Below are 15,721 nucleotides of genomic sequence, written 5' to 3'. Positions count from 1 at the left end.
ACGCTCTTTAATAAGATAAGGTGTCCGATTGGAAAACATTTGCATCTCCTCCAGTTTTATGCCCTGATTATTTAAGAAAACTGTTAAATGTTAATGCTTAACCGCTTATTTGTTAATACGGTTCAGATTCTATTAAACCATGTTATAAGATACGCTGCATTGGGCCGAAAATTTGGAGATAACCGAAAAGTCCGTATCTTTGTACTGTGTTTTTCATAGTATTAGATTTAAGGTTAACAAAAGATTGGCTGTCTGGGATAGATAGCCTTTTTTTATGCCTGTAAGTCAGATACGGATCAGGAAGACTAAAACAACGAATATTGGTTATCCCGCAGACTCTTCATCTCCCGTTCCTTTACTATATCATCTTCGGATAAATGACCGATGAGCAACGGCGAGTTTTTATCATGTTTCTTCATATTATATGCTGCTGTATTATAATTACCTTTGATGGCATAGCAATAAACACATCCGTTCAGACAACTTTCATAAGTCCCGATATCAATACTTTCGATACAGTTGCAGATATTACGCTGGTTTTTATGCCTCAGTCTGAAACCTTGGGGGATTGCGTTAAAATTCTTATTTTTGCATCATGAAAACATCCTCTTCCCAAACGATTGATCCTGTTGCTTCTTTAAGCTTGTTCTTGCCTTCAGGAATCCTTGATTACTTTACCCTAGTCAATCATGTTTCTCAGGATACTTGCTTTATTCTTTATTTAGAGGAGAAAGCCACTATTCCTGCTGAGTACTCTGATCTCCATCTTCACTCAAAAGGTTTCCTCCCTGAGATTGAAGTTCAGGACTTCCCTATCCGTGGTAAAGCCGTTTATTTACGTATCAAGCGTCGTCGCTGGGAAGATCCATCCACTGGGCAGACATATAGTCGTGACTGGAGTTTGGTAGCCACCGGTACTCGCATAACCGCTGAGTTCGGTGCTTTTTTAAAAGAATTACTTAGATAATCACGCCGTTAGCTGCCAAAGTGTAGCTGAGCATTACTGTATGGATGGCAAACAGCTTCAAAGCCAATATAAAGACCACCTGAGTGACTTCCAGAATTGGGATCAGAGAGCACATGCCCAAGAGTATATCCTTTATCCAAAGAATATGGGTTATCACCTATGTATTGACGAAACGGCTTTAAGTAAGGGAGATCTTTATACCATCTTAATAAATAGAGATAAGCGAGGTAGGAAAGGTTCTATTATAGCTGTAATTCAGGGCACTAAAACCGATGATATCATTGCGGTACTTACAAAGATGCCACAGGAGCTGCGTAATCAGGTCAAAGAAATTACACTGGATATGGCCGGGAGCATGCAAAAGATTGCCAAAACGTGCTTTCCACGTGCCATGCAGGTGATTGATAGGTTTCATGTACAAAAACTTGTATACGAAGCTGTACAAGAGTTGCGCATTACATATAGATGGCAAGTGATAAAAGAGGAGAATAAAGCTATGAAAGCGGCAAAAGAGAAGGGGGAAGTATATAAAGCAGAAGAACTCGAAAACGGAGATACACTCAGGCAATTATTGGCCAGAAGCAGATATTTATTATTTAAATCACCTGATAAATGGACCAAGAGTCAGAAAATCAGGGCAGAATTACTTTTCAAGCAGTTTGAAGATATTAAGCACGTATATTACTACTCATTGGAGTTGGGAAAGATCTTTTCCACAAACTATGACAAGGATGTAGCAAGAGCAAAGCTGGCACTATGGTATAATAAGATTGAAGAATATGGATACGATACATTCACAACAGTAGCAAACTCTATTGAGAATCATTATGAAAGGATTCTGAACTTCTTTGTGAACAGGAGTACAAATGCAGCAGCGGAAGCATTTAATGCTAAAATCAAAGCATTTAGGGCATCATTTAGAGGAGTAGTGGATATGAGCTTCTTCCTTTTTAGGCTAGCAAAGGTATATGCATGAAGGGAATTGACTAAACTTAATCCCCCAAGAATTACAACTGAGCCATTTTTATCCTTTTGAGCAAGGATAGGATAACCGGTGATCTTTTCAATCAGCCCTTTATCAATGCACAAGCCGCTGGGAATACCCAAATGTCTTAAATCTACCTTGACGGTACAAGTGTCCAGCTGTATACCGGGATAAATATCTATTGTCTTTTTAAAGGAGACGGCCATTTCTTCTATTTCCTCTTTGGTCAGCGGATTGATGTTGAATGGTTGTATCGAGTTTCGGATATGGGGGTAATGATCTATAAATCCCAACATACATTTCGAGGTATGGTCTTTGAGTTCATGGGCAATCCGGGCGAATGCTTCCTGGTGGAAAGAAACGTTGTATTCCTCATTCGTCAGTATCGGATCATATCTCCAAATCATTTTTTCTCTGCCAATTTTGTCTGCCAGCTTTTTAAAGGTATCAATTCGTTTATCGATAGATGGCAAACGATTCTCCAATTTTTCTCCGTAAGGGTTGAGTGTAAATTGGAAGTAATAGTTGTAATCCTGTAATTTATCCAGCTGGTTAAGCATCGGGGCCGGGTTCTTGGTCCAGAATACGAAACAATCAACCACAGCAGGAGATAAGGAAATCCTGCTAATCATTTTCGGATGATAAGGATTGGGCACTAATACATATCCTTCTTTTATCCGGTTGAAAAACCATTGAGAATAGAATGCCGGAATATCTGTCCGGCGGCTGGCACTGATTATCATAGTTCAAAGTTACGAAAAAAAACAATGTCGTTTCCATGATTAGCCTTTTTTTCTATTCTTACTTATCCGGGGAGCAACTTATGTGAATGAATATGTTAAATGTTAACGGATGAAGTCTGAAATGTTAATGCGATTCTCGGAGTATTAAACCCTGTTACAATATCGTCTGTTTAGGCGCTGAAATTTGCTATTTATCTGAAATATGGTACCTTTGTACTGTGTTTTTTTCATAAGTATTAGATTTAAGGTTAACAAAAGATTGGTTGCTCGTGATGAGTAGCCATTTTTTGTTTTTATACACGTTGGTTGCTTATTCCTTAATCATCGTTAGCAGCATTTTAAATTTCTCCACTACACTTCTCGAATATGCATTGTTTGTCTATAACAAAAAACGATTTTTATTGTTATAGTACGAAAGACTTAATAAACGAACCATTATGAAGAAGAATATTTTATTTTTCGGAGCACTTGTAGGTGCTCTCTTGTTGGTTTCTTGTTCGGGAGGAAACAAGAAACAGGCTGCGTCCTCTGTCGCTTCGGAGGAATTGGACAATGCCAGTAAGGTGATAAACTATTATCATACATCGCTTATCGTGTTGAGGCATGTAGCCAATGCGAAAGACATAAATGCAGTTTTGGGATATATGGAACAGACAGGAAAAGTTCCTGAAGTATCTCCGATTGCACCACCTGAAGTATCTGCCAGAGATACAGCGGAATTGATGGATCCGGGAGATTATTTTAATATAGAAGTCCGTCAGAATCTGAAGCAGAGTTATCGAGGACTTTTCAGTGCAAGGACGCAATTCTATGATAATTTTAATAAATTCCTCTCTTACAAGCAGGCAAAAGAGACTGCAAAGATCGGCAAGCTCCTCGACGAGAACTATCGGCTTAGTGTAGAAATGTCGGAATATAAACAAGTGATCTTTGATATTCTAAGCCCTCTGACAGAACAAGCTGAAAAAGAACTGCTTGCCGATGAACCGTTGAAAGATCAAATCATGGCCATGCGTAAGATGTCCGGCACCGTGCAAAGCATCATGAATCTCTATTCACGCAAACATGCGCTGGACGGTATGCGTATTGATATGAAGATGGCCGAACTGAAGAAAGAACTCGAAGCTGCAAAGAAACTTCCTGCTGTCACAGGTTATGATGAAGAACAGAAGAATTATTATAGCTTCCTGACTTCCGTAGAATCATTTATGAAAGATATGCAGAAAGCCAGAGATAAAGGTAGCTATTCCGACGAGGACTATAATGCGATGTCGGAGGCCTACGAATACGGACTTTCCGTTATCTAAAGAATCTTCCTCTGTTTGAATGTGAGCTACAATCATGCTCTTTCAAACAGAGGATGTTTTTTTATTAAGAAAAGGTTTGCCGTCTTTTCAATTGTACCTTATTCTCAAATAAGGATCCTGCCTTAAATCCTTATCTGTTTATCATTCCGGCATATCTGTTCTTAATAGGACGACTCCCTAATTTATAAAAAGTCTTTTTTTTACTATACCTCTTTAAACAGGAGCTTTACTTTTGCATTTGAATTAAGAAATAATATCTTTGCTCTATGCAATCATTTCAACTCATAAAACCCTGTTTGGCGCTTGCTCCTTATATACGGCATTACTGGATATTGCAAGACGATTCAGTGACTCCGGTTTCCGAACGGACTCTGCCCATTGGCTGTATGCAACTGGTATTTCATAAAGGGAAACAACTCCTTTTGTCGGGCGAGTCGGAACTACAACCTCAATCCTTTATTTCCGGACAATCGGTCGGCTTTTCGGATGTACAGTCGACGGGTAGGATAGAAATGATTACTGTTGTTTTCCAGCCTTATGCAGTTAAAGCATTGTTTCATATTCCCAGCCATCTGTTTCACGGACAAAATGTAGATACCGATGCGATGGAAGATGTAGAACTGTCGGATTTGGTGAAACAGGTCACTGACACTTCTGATAATGCCGTTTCTATTCGTTTGATAGAGCAGTTTTTCCTTCGTCGTTTATACACCCTTCCGGAGTATAACCTCAAGCGGATGTCTGCTGTGTTTCATGAAATAAACCTCCAGCCACAAATCAACATTGCTCATCTGTCGGAAACAGCCTGTTTGAGCAGTAAGCAGTTTGGACGTATCTTTGCCGATTATGTCGGCACTACTCCCAAAGAATTTATTCGCATTGTCCGTATGCAGCGGGCATTGTCAATGTTGCAGCAGGATGCCACTATCCCTTTTGTACAAGTAGCTTACGAATGTGGCTTCTCCGATCAGTCTCACATGATAAAGGAATTCAAACTCTTTTCCGGTTACACCCCTGCAGAGTATCTTTCTGTCTGCGCTCCTTATTCCGATTATTTTTCCGAACTTTAAAGATGTCCCTTTTTTCCTATCAGGCTTCCTCGTGTTGCCCTACTTTTGCAGTGTCTTTGCAAAGGCTTAGTAGTAACGATAAAAAAGAAACGAAATGAAAAAACTAATTGCATTTTTTGAGATTCCTGCTTCCGATTTCCATCGGGCTGTCGATTTTTACGAAACAGTATTGGGTATGCAACTTCCGACTTTTGAATGTGAAACAGAAAAAATGGCTTGTTTCACAGAAGAAGGTGAAACCGTCGGTGCTATCTCTTATGCTTCAAATTTCGACTTTCTTCCTTCCACGCATGGAGTGCTTATCCATTTCAACTGTGAGGATATAGAACAGACCTTGGAAAAAGTACTTCTGAAAGGAGGGAAAGTAGTCATTCCCAGAACAAAGATTGAGGCGGACGGCAAAGGATGGTTTGCCGTATTCACTGATAGTGAAGGAAATCGGATTGGCATTTATGCTGAAAAATAACAGGTAGGAGAGAGGAAGGTAGCCTGTTATAGCATAATATGCTTTTAGATGCGGATAACGCAAAATGACACGGATAAGAAGATTATAAATCTGCTAAATCCGTGTCATCCGCGTCTAAAAGATAGACTTATCAGGGTTTTGCACTGTCCCCCCAAAAAAGTCAGACGTTAAATCACATCTTTATTCATTCTCTTTATTCCGCCATTTGTCTGTCCGCATTATTCTACCGGAATATAAATTTCCGTCAACAACTCTTCGGGAGCAGTGTCGCATGGATTGTTCAGATAACGTTCCGCGCTGGCTTCATCACGCAGCGTACATTCCATTTCAGGCAGACACTTTCCGTAAATCGTATCATACACAGCTTGCAAATTGTCATACGGACCTTTATACAAGAAGATAGCATAACGTCCGGCCGGGATCACCTTAAATCCGACATCACTTTTGGGGGCTACCTTTACAGGCATTACCATACATACGTCTGTACGCAGTTTTTCTGCCGGTGTCACTTTCGGATCATCGTGATAGATGCAAAGCGGGCTGAAATCTCCCATCGGCAACTGTTGTTCTTTGATGAATTGGAATAAACGGCCCCAGGTGCCACCGTAATCATTCAGTTTGTAATCGCCGGTGAGGCGGATATAAATCACATTCCGTTCGGAAACGTTTCTGATCTCTCTTTTTAGTTCCAGGTCTGGCCTGATAATCGCTGGTTTCATAATTACAAAGTTTTTATTGTTTCTATACTCTAAAGGTGAAATGCTATAAAATTGCTTGAACACTTTCGACAACGAAGAAGGAGAAGAGTAACCAATCCGATAGGCTATGTCGGCAATCGGAACATCCGAGTAGCGGAGTAGACGTGCGGCAGCTTCTGTCCGCGTCCGGACAATAAACGTACCAATCGGTTCACCGAGAAAAGCTTTCATGATCCGGTGAAAGTAAAAAGGAGAAAAGTTTGAAATTCTGGCCAGAGATTTTAAATCAATGTCTTCTCCCAAATGTTGGTTGATGTATTCCACTACAACATTTACGCACTTTTGATATTCTTCTTTCGTTGTTTTTTTCTGTTGCATAACTTATTCTGGTATTTCACTCCGCAAAGGTATTGGTAAAAAAGCGAAATGACTTGTCCGATATTGCGGAAATGTCAATTTCCTATTTTCTTTCTGTGATTGCCCGATTCCTGTTTTGAGAATTTATTTTGATATATAATGTTCCTTTTAGTGGTGTTATGGTACGAATTATTACCAAGTTTTTAATCACTAGACGCGAAATTGATTTCTTTGTTTTAAATAATGTCAAAAACTAAAACAAAAAACTTGGTTTTGTTATAAACAATTATTAAAATGACTATATTGTAACCAAATTATTAATAAAAATAGCCATGGATAAAACAATTGTAGGGAACAATGCCGGAAAAGTTTGGTGTGCCCTGAAAGAAATTGGTGAAATTTCAATACCTGAATTGGCAAGAAGATTAAACCTAAGCGTAGAAAGTACAGCATTGGCGGCCGGTTGGCTGGCAAGAGAAAACAAAATTTGTATCCAGCGAAAGAACGGATTAATTGCTTTATCTGATGAAAGCACTTTCCCTTTTAGCTTTGGATAATTACAGATTTTGCGAGTGAGTATCTTTGGATTTCCGTTAACTTGTAAGTAAGAAAATGTCGATATAAGGTATCACATGCAAAGTTTGAACTTAAGAAGTTTAATATTTAAAAGAGTTGCTCCGTAATAGGGCAACTCTTTTAACGTATAATAAACGTATAAAAATATCAAATCGTTCTTGTTGATAGGTAAAATATAGATACTTATATTTCGCAATAATAATAGTCGATTTTTCTTTAAAAGTTCTACTTTGGAGGATTTGTTCAGAATCCTACCCGCTTCCTTCCTAAAGAGAAATCCATGCCTTCGTAATTATAGATTTCAGCCAGTGTCATAGGTTGTGTCTGTTGGGGGATATCCAGTCCTTCTTCCTTTATTAGTTGGTTTACTTTGTCGGTTGTCAGGTCTTTAAATTCGTACCGGGCAGCCAGACGTCCTTTTCTAAGCAAGGCTTCGTCGATATCTTTTAGTGGAGCGTTGAATGTGCAGATAAATTTGATACATAATTCATCGCTTAATAGTCCGTCGCTGATATTCAGTATGTTGACTAGTCCGGCATTCATGCGGTTGCTTCCGTTGCGGCTTGACAATAACTCTTCGCAATCTTCTACGATAAAGATAGAATTTTTTTGTTGACGGATAAAAGTGATAAAGCTAGGGTCCGAAAGTTTGTCTACCAGGTCGCCGCTCATATAAATCATTCTCTTTTTTCCGAGATTGATAAGATGACGGATATAAGTTGTTTTCCCCGTACCTTGTTTCCCGTGCAGAATGATTAAACCGCTTTTATTCTCCTCTAATAGGAAGTTTTCGATTTCAGCGGCTACGGGAGCAAAATCATTGTTATAGTGGCGGTCAATCTGAATGCCCGGCTTATTGATTTGCGATTGTTTCAGGCTGAAGTAGTTATGAGCGTATGTTACTATAAATAGGTTGTTCAGTTTCTCATTCTCCTTTTTGTGGTTTTCGCAAATCTGATTGATACGATCGATTTCTTCCTTATCAATATTGGAATAGGCTATTTTTGTGCAATTATCAAAATAGCCAATCATTAAATTCTTCTTGCAGATAACGATGCAATCATATAACTCTTTTGTAGATGTATCTTCTTCTTCCTCCTCTTCCTCTTTTTCATTCTCAAAATGATTGCAATATATATGCTCGAATATATCGAACGCATCGTCTTGCTGATAAAGTTCTTTGATTTCTTTCAGGAAATCCTGGTTTACTTTATATTTCACCATTTTCATAGAAGGGAATCGTTTGAATATCTGATAGAATAGACTACAAATGCTACTGTCGCTGAACCAGCCTGTGGAGTAATCGAAAATATCTGTGAAATCTGCGAGTGTGTATTCTTTACTCATTTTTTCTTTTTATATAAATAGGACGGCAAAGGTACTAAATAAATCTATGATATGGACTTATCCGATTTCTCATTTTCTTGAAAAACATTGGTATGATAGTTTCCTGCATTTATATCAGCGCGCCCCCTGCAAACGATTTGGTTCTTCTTCAAATTCCGTGCTAGTAAAGCTCATTGAAAGGTTGATGGATAAAGGGATATCGGCATATTAGAAATAGCAAATAAATTATCCAAGCTATATGCATCTTAAAGTACCCCGGAATAGCCATGAATAAGGTTATTGAACATAAATAAGTAGCACGGAATTTGATTAAGAACCAACGATTTTTCATTTTCATTTCTCATATTCTCATAAATAATACGGTAATTATATGTAAATCAATAATATAATAGTATGAGAAATAAAATATAAAATGGTATTTCTCATACTATTTCTATCATTTAGCCTTAAAAATGATGCATTTCTCATAGGTTTTAAATCGTTTCTCATCTTATTCTCATACTCCTTTTATCTATTTTACTCCTTTCTCATGCATTATGGCTGTATCTTTTCCCAGACTCTCGTCGGACTTTATGATTATTCCTTCTTCTTATGTTGTTTATTAAGCAACTTCCCGTTGTTTACTGCTTTCCTGTGTATCATGCACCTTATATCCTTATGCTTTTCCTTAATCATTGCCATTTTTTCCTACTACAGGGCAGACGCATTAAAAATTATTGTTCTGTAAAAGTTGTGACAAATATTTTTCATCCCATCCGGCTTTTAGTCTTTTCAGATTCATACTTCCTTTTGTTGTTTTATCCTTCTTTAGTATGGTAAGTGCCATCTTTGTTGCCACCGAAAAGTTTCTGGCTGCATTTTTCACCTTTTTACTGTAGTCTTCTCGAAAGGTAACATCCAATTGCCAATGAAGATTATTCTCAATAGACCAATGCTGTCTGATGGCAGATGCAATCTCCTCCGGTTTGGTATTATCAAGTGAAGTTACATAGTATCTGACCTCTTGAGTATATTCTCCTGTTGCTACTATTGTTCTCTCCGACTTTATCCCTACAATAGACTTCAACCCCACAAGTTTCTTCTTAAACATTTTCTCCATTATAGAACCATAACTGACTACAGTACAGGTTCTTTTCTCAACTCTTCCATGTCCGGTATTTTCCGACACATGCCTGGTGACTCTATTGATTATTTCATCTCTATCCTGATAATCGTCAATAATTTGTTTAGCTAGTTGATAATTTTTTTTCTTATTCTCCTTTATAGCTATAATATAATTTGCATCACGCTCAATAATGGTCTGGGTTATATCTTTCTGGCATCCCATCGCGTCAATTGTAACAATACAACCACTTAGTTCCAAAGAGTTAATCAACAATGGAATAGCTGTGATTTCATTGCTTTTATCATCTACTTTTACCTGACCTAAAGAAATTCCATTAACGGCAGACCAGGCGGAAACCATCCATAATTTGAATCCTTCTTTTCCCGTAGTATGCTCTCCATCACATTGGCTTGGACCACGCATGAGCTTGCCATCTATAGCTACAACGCCTTTCACCTCCTGACAAACTTGTTTTACCCAATTACGAAAGATCAACTCAAAATACTCGGGCTTTATTATACTGAAGAATCTATTAAAAGTATCATGACTAGGGATGAACTCCAGGTCAGGTATGCGACTTTTGAAAAAAGCAATTTTCGCATTGCCAAATTCCTCAATCTCATTCCAAGACTGGGCGCCACAGATTACAGCAGCAATGGATATATAGATAATAGTTTCCATTTTATGTACTTTTTTGCGGTTCATCCTAGGATCTTCTATTTGTTTACAAAGGTCAATTATGCCAATTTTCATGTTAGTTTATGTTTTATAATATCTTATAAAGATAAGGAAAATAATCGACATATACAATAGATAATACACTAATAGTCAATAATATAAAAATAAAATACAAGTTGTAAGATAGTAAAAAATATAATGCGTCGACCCTGTTTCCTACTACTATCTGTATCGTTGCACTCCAGTGAACAGATCGTTGCACTCGAGTAGACGATTCTTTCTACTCTAGTGCACAGGCCTGTTCACTGGAGTGCAACGATGCAGATGCAGGTAGGAAAATATGCGAATGTCTGCTCTATATACTTTCAATAAGCACTGATAATGTATTGTAAAGCAGTGTCTAGTCTGGTATTCAATTTGGTCTTTAGTTTAGGATCTAGCTTGAGAATTTATAGGATAAATAGTCAAAATACTATGAGAAATACCTTGAAAAGGTATGAGAAATACGTTGTTTTATGGATGAAACGCTGGTAATACTATGAGAAATGCCGTTTTGAATAGTATTTCTCATAGTGTTATGCATTTGATTTATATATAGTTATTGTATTTACTATGAGAATATGAGAAATGAAAGTGAAAAATCATTTTCAGGAAACGTCGGGTTAATGTTTTTTTATATGATATAAACTGGATTAATAGACAAAGCATGTTTTTTTCTGTCAAAATTGTTTGTTTAATAGATATTTATTTCTACTTTTGTCATAGCTTACTTTCGAGCGAAGGAAGTAGCTTTTTAATATTTTTATTGAGAACGGTTATTTATTATATATCTCTCCAAAAGAATCCGCTAAATTTTTCCCGGAGATTGTAGTAAGTGACATGTCTCACGCATCTTTTGTAAATATAACCTTGTTATATATTCAATTGAGCGTGGGGCTATCACTTGTGCATCTGGGACGGGTCTTAGCGGATACCATTTGGAGAGCGTAGGTAGATAGTTTCCACGTATTCTATGCTAATATCCTAATCTCTTATTCCGTTTAACAATAAATTAACTTCTCGTTCTTTTTCCTTTCTATAACTTCTCGTTCTTCATAATATTTGTATGTATTTTGATCATATGGTACTTTCTTCCTGACTAATGCCACTATGATTCTTATGAGTTTGTTCTTGACATTATTTAAAGCCACTTGAGGCTTCTTTCCCTTACTAATCAGTCTTTGATAGTAATCTCTAATTTCGGGATTATATATTTTGGCTATATGAGCTGCTTGTCCTAATAATGATTTAATAAGTTTATTGGCGAAATGGCTTGTATGAGCAGGTGTATTTACACTCGTTCCGGATTGTTTACCAAAGGGGGCAACTCCATAATAGCATGCAATCTTTCTTGGGTCATATCCGAATTTTTTGAAGTTGTTTGTGTAGACCAACATACAGGTTGCGTTTTGCCTGGCTACGCCTTTTATTGAGGTTATAATAGCATAATTTTCTTTCAGTTCCTCATCCGCCTCTATTATGCTATCAATGGCCTTATCGCATTCGGCAATTGTTTTGTTTATCTCCGCAATAAGGTGTTTGCTCTTGCGGTTGATGAAGGATATTGCTTTTGACTTGTTTGATTGTGATTTGTCCTCTTTTCGTAATTCCATTGCCACTCTTTGCCCAACTAGCTTATGCCTATAGAGGAAAATCTCCCTTAGTTGCGCAAGGGATTCATTCAATGGTTCAAAGGGTACAACCTTGTCCTGTTGCCTCCATGCGTATTCAGCAATGATTGCTGAGTCCGCCTTATCGTTTTTCACACGCTGGATACCACTGCTATGTTTTATGGCGTAAGCGTTCTCAATCCATATGTCATAGCCTTTTCCGTAAAGCCATTTGCTCAGTCCTATACTACATGAACCTGTGTCTTCTCCACAGAATAGCCATTCCTCAGCAATTGTATTCCAAGCGTTTGTTTTAACCCAATTACATAACTTGCGGTAGCCCGTAGTGTTATTTGGGAAACACCCATACTCACGGGAGCCTATTTCGTTCATTCCACATGCGAGAATTATCGTCGCGTCAAGTTTCTCCTTTGAAAAATCAATTCCAATAAATAATTTTTTCATATTTTTGCTGTACTTTTCTAAGACTGGTAAAAGCTGTTTGAACTCTAAACTCTAAATAGGCTCGCAACCTTGATATTCTATCGGAGCTTTGCAGCTTGGCGGAGAGAGGCCGTTACGTGGGCTAGCCTCAAGTGCTTTCTCTTTTATGGTGTCCTCTTCCCGCCTATCAGTCTTTATCTTAATACAACAAAGATAATAAGACTGATATTTTCCTGATAAGATGCGGAGGTAATTATTCGTCTCGCTTGACTTTTTTAAAATAAATTTCCGACCTCTTATCTATTAACTGCAAACTTAGAGCTCTTTCTTTTTTATAAACCCTCGCACCATCGGGAACTGATGCGGTAAATAACGCAACCTATGTACGGAGACTTTAATCGCATTGTTGTCCAGCTGGTTCAGCATCCTGTCATGCACAAACCTCTCTCGGATTTAACCTATACGGAATGTGAACTGGCCTATGCTTTGATAAGAGAATTGATTGATTTGTCGACTGAAGGTGATTATACTTTATTGGACTATATCCAAATGGCTCGTCTGGAGTATTATCTGGGTGAGTTGTCTTGTAAGATCAACTGTAGTAGGGAGGAAACTGCCCTTCATTATGCGGGCGCCCTTCATCTATTAGAAAAAGGCGGCTTTGATTTGGGCATAAAGAAGTGGGTTGAACTTGTCAGCCTGCGGATCGAGAATCCTAAAAAAGAATGATATTCTGATTTTGTATATAGAATCTGATCTGTATCCACTCAGTATTTATCCGGCATATCCATATGGAATAGTCAACCGTTAGACTACTTAGAACAAGTATTCTAGCGGTTGACAATAAATCCTCTTGCTTTTTTCTAATATCTTTTTTCTTGTAGCTTTCTTTTTCTTAGCTGTAATTCGACTGTAATTTTGTTATTTCTTTCTTCTGCATCTTTTTCTCTCTTGCGTGCGCCTACGCGCCCGCGTGTGATATAATAATGTATCCCATGTGTACCGTTTCCGCCCGCAATCCACTCATGATAAAAAATATGTTCTACAACATCATTATCCTTCAGCACTTTAGCAGATTCTTTCAAAAAAACTTCGAAAAAAGATTTTAATATATTTGGATTGTATACCAAAAGGGCGTACTTTTGCACCCGCTTTCCAAGAGAAGAAAGCCTTGCAGAATTGACATAGTGAAAAAGCGAGATTGCGCTTAAAGAAAAGAACAAAAAAACTTCCGAAAAAGTTTGGTAGTTAAAAATAAAGCCTTTACCTTTGCACCCGCTTTTAAAACGAAAGCAGCAAGTTCTTTGAAATATTGATAAACAATACAAGTAGTACAAGTAAAAAAATAGAACCGTCAATACTTGTCCGAGAGAGTAGTGATACGATTGAAGATAATAGGTATTTGAATAAGGTCAATAAATTTACGGCATCCTGAACAGAGCAAAAAAATCATCTTAACAGATGAAAAGATACTTTTACAATGAAGAGTTTGATCCTGGCTCAGGATGAACGCTAGCTACAGGCTTAACACATGCAAGTCGAGGGGCAGCATTTTAGTTTGCTTGCAAACTAAAGATGGCGACCGGCGCACGGGTGAGTAACACGTATCCAACCTGCCGATAACTCGGGGATAGCCTTTCGAAAGAAAGATTAATATCCGATAGTATATTAAAACCGCATGGTTTTACTATTAAAGAATTTCGGTTATCGATGGGGATGCGTTCCATTAGTTTGTTGGCGGGGTAACGGCCCACCAAGACTACGATGGATAGGGGTTCTGAGAGGAAGGTCCCCCACATTGGAACTGAGACACGGTCCAAACTCCTACGGGAGGCAGCAGTGAGGAATATTGGTCAATGGACGAGAGTCTGAACCAGCCAAGTAGCGTGAAGGATGACTGCCCTATGGGTTGTAAACTTCTTTTATATGGGAATAAAGTATTCCACGTGTGGGATTTTGTATGTACCATATGAATAAGGATCGGCTAACTCCGTGCCAGCAGCCGCGGTAATACGGAGGATCCGAGCGTTATCCGGATTTATTGGGTTTAAAGGGAGCGTAGGTGGATTGTTAAGTCAGTTGTGAAAGTTTGCGGCTCAACCGTAAAATTGCAGTTGAAACTGGCAGTCTTGAGTACAGTAGAGGTGGGCGGAATTCGTGGTGTAGCGGTGAAATGCTTAGATATCACGAAGAACTCCGATTGCGAAGGCAGCTCACTAGACTGCAACTGACACTGATGCTCGAAAGTGTGGGTATCAAACAGGATTAGATACCCTGGTAGTCCACACAGTAAACGATGAATACTCGCTGTTTGCGATATACAGTAAGCGGCCAAGCGAAAGCATTAAGTATTCCACCTGGGGAGTACGCCGGCAACGGTGAAACTCAAAGGAATTGACGGGGGCCCGCACAAGCGGAGGAACATGTGGTTTAATTCGATGATACGCGAGGAACCTTACCCGGGCTTAAATTGCATTTGAATAATCTGGAAACAGGTTAGCCGCAAGGCAAATGTGAAGGTGCTGCATGGTTGTCGTCAGCTCGTGCCGTGAGGTGTCGGCTTAAGTGCCATAACGAGCGCAACCCTTATCTTTAGTTACTAACAGGTCATGCTGAGGACTCTAGAGAGACTGCCGTCGTAAGATGTGAGGAAGGTGGGGATGACGTCAAATCAGCACGGCCCTTACGTCCGGGGCTACACACGTGTTACAATGGGGGGTACAGAAGGCAGCTACCTGGCGACAGGATGCTAATCCCAAAAACCTCTCTCAGTTCGGATCGAAGTCTGCAACCCGACTTCGTGAAGCTGGATTCGCTAGTAATCGCGCATCAGCCATGGCGCGGTGAATACGTTCCCGGGCCTTGTACACACCGCCCGTCAAGCCATGAAAGCCGGGGGTACCTGAAGTACGTAACCGCAAGGAGCGTCCTAGGGTAAAACTGGTAATTGGGGCTAAGTCGTAACAAGGTAGCCGTACCGGAAGGTGCGGCTGGAACACCTCCTTTCTGGAGCGATGTCGTAAGACGATGCAATTGTACATGAATAATGTAAAACGCCCATCGTTAAAAATAGTGACTTTAAAGGTTCTGTTTTTTGTACTACTGGTATTTGTTTATTTATAATATATAGATCAACCATCTATAGAAGTATAGATAGAGATAAACAAGAGAAAAAAGAAGCCGAGTCTAACATCAGGTAGACAAGGTTGAACTAGTCCTATAGCTCAGTTGGTTAGAGCGCTACACTGATAATGTAGAGGTCGGCAGTTCAACTCTGCCTGGGACTACCAAGCTCAAGAACGAGGAACAGCGAAAGCTGAAAGCTAAAA

Annotated in this window: 12 protein-coding genes, 1 tRNA gene, 1 rRNA gene and 2 pseudogenes; 9 read left to right on the top strand and 7 right to left on the bottom strand. The window is 38.9% G+C overall.

Annotation, left to right across the window (positions count from 1 at the left end; all coding sequences use genetic code 11):
• Positions 1-305 precede the first annotated feature (305 nt).
• A pseudogene (locus INE92_RS12365) lies at positions 306-548 on the bottom strand (DUF1848 family protein); the annotation flags it as partial.
• Positions 549-595: 47 nt separating this feature from the next.
• Between INE92_RS12365 and INE92_RS12360 the strand changes: the two are divergent.
• Together INE92_RS12360 and INE92_RS12355 are read left to right on the top strand one after the other, a co-directional pair.
• Positions 596-967, top strand: coding sequence for an ISAon1 family transposase N-terminal region protein (locus INE92_RS12360; RefSeq protein WP_008640050.1), 372 nt, complete (start codon positions 596-598; stop codon positions 965-967).
• Positions 968-1,007: 40 nt separating this feature from the next.
• Positions 1,008-1,880 (top strand): annotated as a pseudogene (locus INE92_RS12355) (ISAon1 family transposase); the annotation flags it as partial.
• Here the strand turns inward: INE92_RS12355 and INE92_RS12350 are convergent.
• A complete protein-coding gene (locus tag INE92_RS12350) occupies positions 1,793-2,695 on the bottom strand; it encodes a DUF1848 domain-containing protein (RefSeq protein WP_338022576.1) in 903 nt (300 codons plus the stop codon). The pseudogene INE92_RS12355 and the gene INE92_RS12350 sit on opposite strands and share 88 nt — an antisense overlap.
• Positions 2,696-3,132: 437 nt before the next feature.
• Between INE92_RS12350 and INE92_RS12345 the strand changes: the two genes are divergently transcribed.
• From INE92_RS12345 to INE92_RS12335, 3 genes are all read left to right on the top strand, one after another.
• Complete coding sequence (locus INE92_RS12345; protein WP_120070936.1) at positions 3,133-4,002, top strand: DUF6845 domain-containing protein; 870 nt, start codon at positions 3,133-3,135, stop codon at positions 4,000-4,002.
• A 266-nt stretch (positions 4,003-4,268) separates the two neighbouring features.
• Positions 4,269-5,072: an AraC family transcriptional regulator gene (locus INE92_RS12340; protein WP_004308994.1), complete on the top strand. Its 804-nt coding sequence runs from the start codon at positions 4,269-4,271 to the stop codon at positions 5,070-5,072.
• Between the two features lie 94 nt (positions 5,073-5,166).
• The gene (locus INE92_RS12335; RefSeq protein ID WP_004317320.1) at positions 5,167-5,538 is read left to right on the top strand and encodes a VOC family protein; all 372 of its coding nucleotides are present in this window, start codon (positions 5,167-5,169) and stop codon (positions 5,536-5,538) included.
• Positions 5,539-5,756: 218 nt separating this feature from the next.
• Here the strand turns inward: INE92_RS12335 and INE92_RS12330 are convergent, their stop codons facing one another.
• Entirely contained in the window at positions 5,757-6,614 is an 858-nt protein-coding gene (locus INE92_RS12330; RefSeq protein WP_195436705.1) for an AraC family transcriptional regulator, read from the bottom strand.
• A gap of 311 nt (positions 6,615-6,925) precedes the next feature.
• On the opposite strand from INE92_RS12330, the gene INE92_RS12325 reads away from it, so the two are divergent.
• Positions 6,926-7,150: a winged helix-turn-helix domain-containing protein gene (locus INE92_RS12325; protein ID WP_004308997.1), complete on the top strand. Its 225-nt coding sequence runs from the start codon at positions 6,926-6,928 to the stop codon at positions 7,148-7,150.
• Positions 7,151-7,412: 262 nt separating this feature from the next.
• Here the strand turns inward: INE92_RS12325 and INE92_RS12320 are convergent, their stop codons facing one another.
• The 3 genes from INE92_RS12320 to INE92_RS12310 form a co-directional block, all read right to left on the bottom strand.
• A complete protein-coding gene (locus tag INE92_RS12320; protein WP_074708867.1) occupies positions 7,413-8,516 on the bottom strand; it encodes an AAA family ATPase in 1,104 nt (367 codons plus the stop codon).
• Positions 8,517-9,222: 706 nt separating this feature from the next.
• Positions 9,223-10,374, bottom strand: a complete 1,152-nt coding sequence (locus tag INE92_RS12315; RefSeq protein ID WP_008018700.1) for an ISAs1 family transposase — start codon at positions 10,372-10,374, stop codon at positions 9,223-9,225.
• 965 nt (positions 10,375-11,339) lie between these two features.
• Positions 11,340-12,413, bottom strand: coding sequence for an IS110 family RNA-guided transposase (locus INE92_RS12310; RefSeq protein WP_008645115.1), 1,074 nt, complete (start codon positions 12,411-12,413; stop codon positions 11,340-11,342).
• Positions 12,414-12,773: 360 nt separating this feature from the next.
• Here INE92_RS12310 and INE92_RS12305 point away from each other — a divergent pair, with 360 nt between their 5' ends.
• Entirely contained in the window at positions 12,774-13,121 is a 348-nt protein-coding gene (locus tag INE92_RS12305) for a hypothetical protein (RefSeq protein WP_008645116.1), read from the top strand.
• A 134-nt stretch (positions 13,122-13,255) separates the two neighbouring features.
• Here INE92_RS12305 and INE92_RS12300 read toward each other — a convergent pair whose 3' ends face one another.
• A complete protein-coding gene (locus tag INE92_RS12300; RefSeq protein ID WP_233471848.1) occupies positions 13,256-13,522 on the bottom strand; it encodes a hypothetical protein in 267 nt (88 codons plus the stop codon).
• 347 nt (positions 13,523-13,869) lie between these two features.
• Here INE92_RS12300 and INE92_RS12295 point away from each other — a divergent pair.
• Positions 13,870-15,398, top strand: a 16S ribosomal RNA gene (locus tag INE92_RS12295).
• 207 nt (positions 15,399-15,605) lie between these two features.
• A tRNA-Ile gene (locus INE92_RS12290) sits at positions 15,606-15,682 on the top strand.
• Positions 15,683-15,721 lie beyond the last annotated feature (39 nt).

It is taken from the genome of Bacteroides xylanisolvens (assembly GCF_018289135.1).
Lineage (GTDB): Bacteria > Bacteroidota > Bacteroidia > Bacteroidales > Bacteroidaceae > Bacteroides > Bacteroides xylanisolvens.
This window is presented reverse-complemented; position numbering and strand designations above follow the sequence as displayed.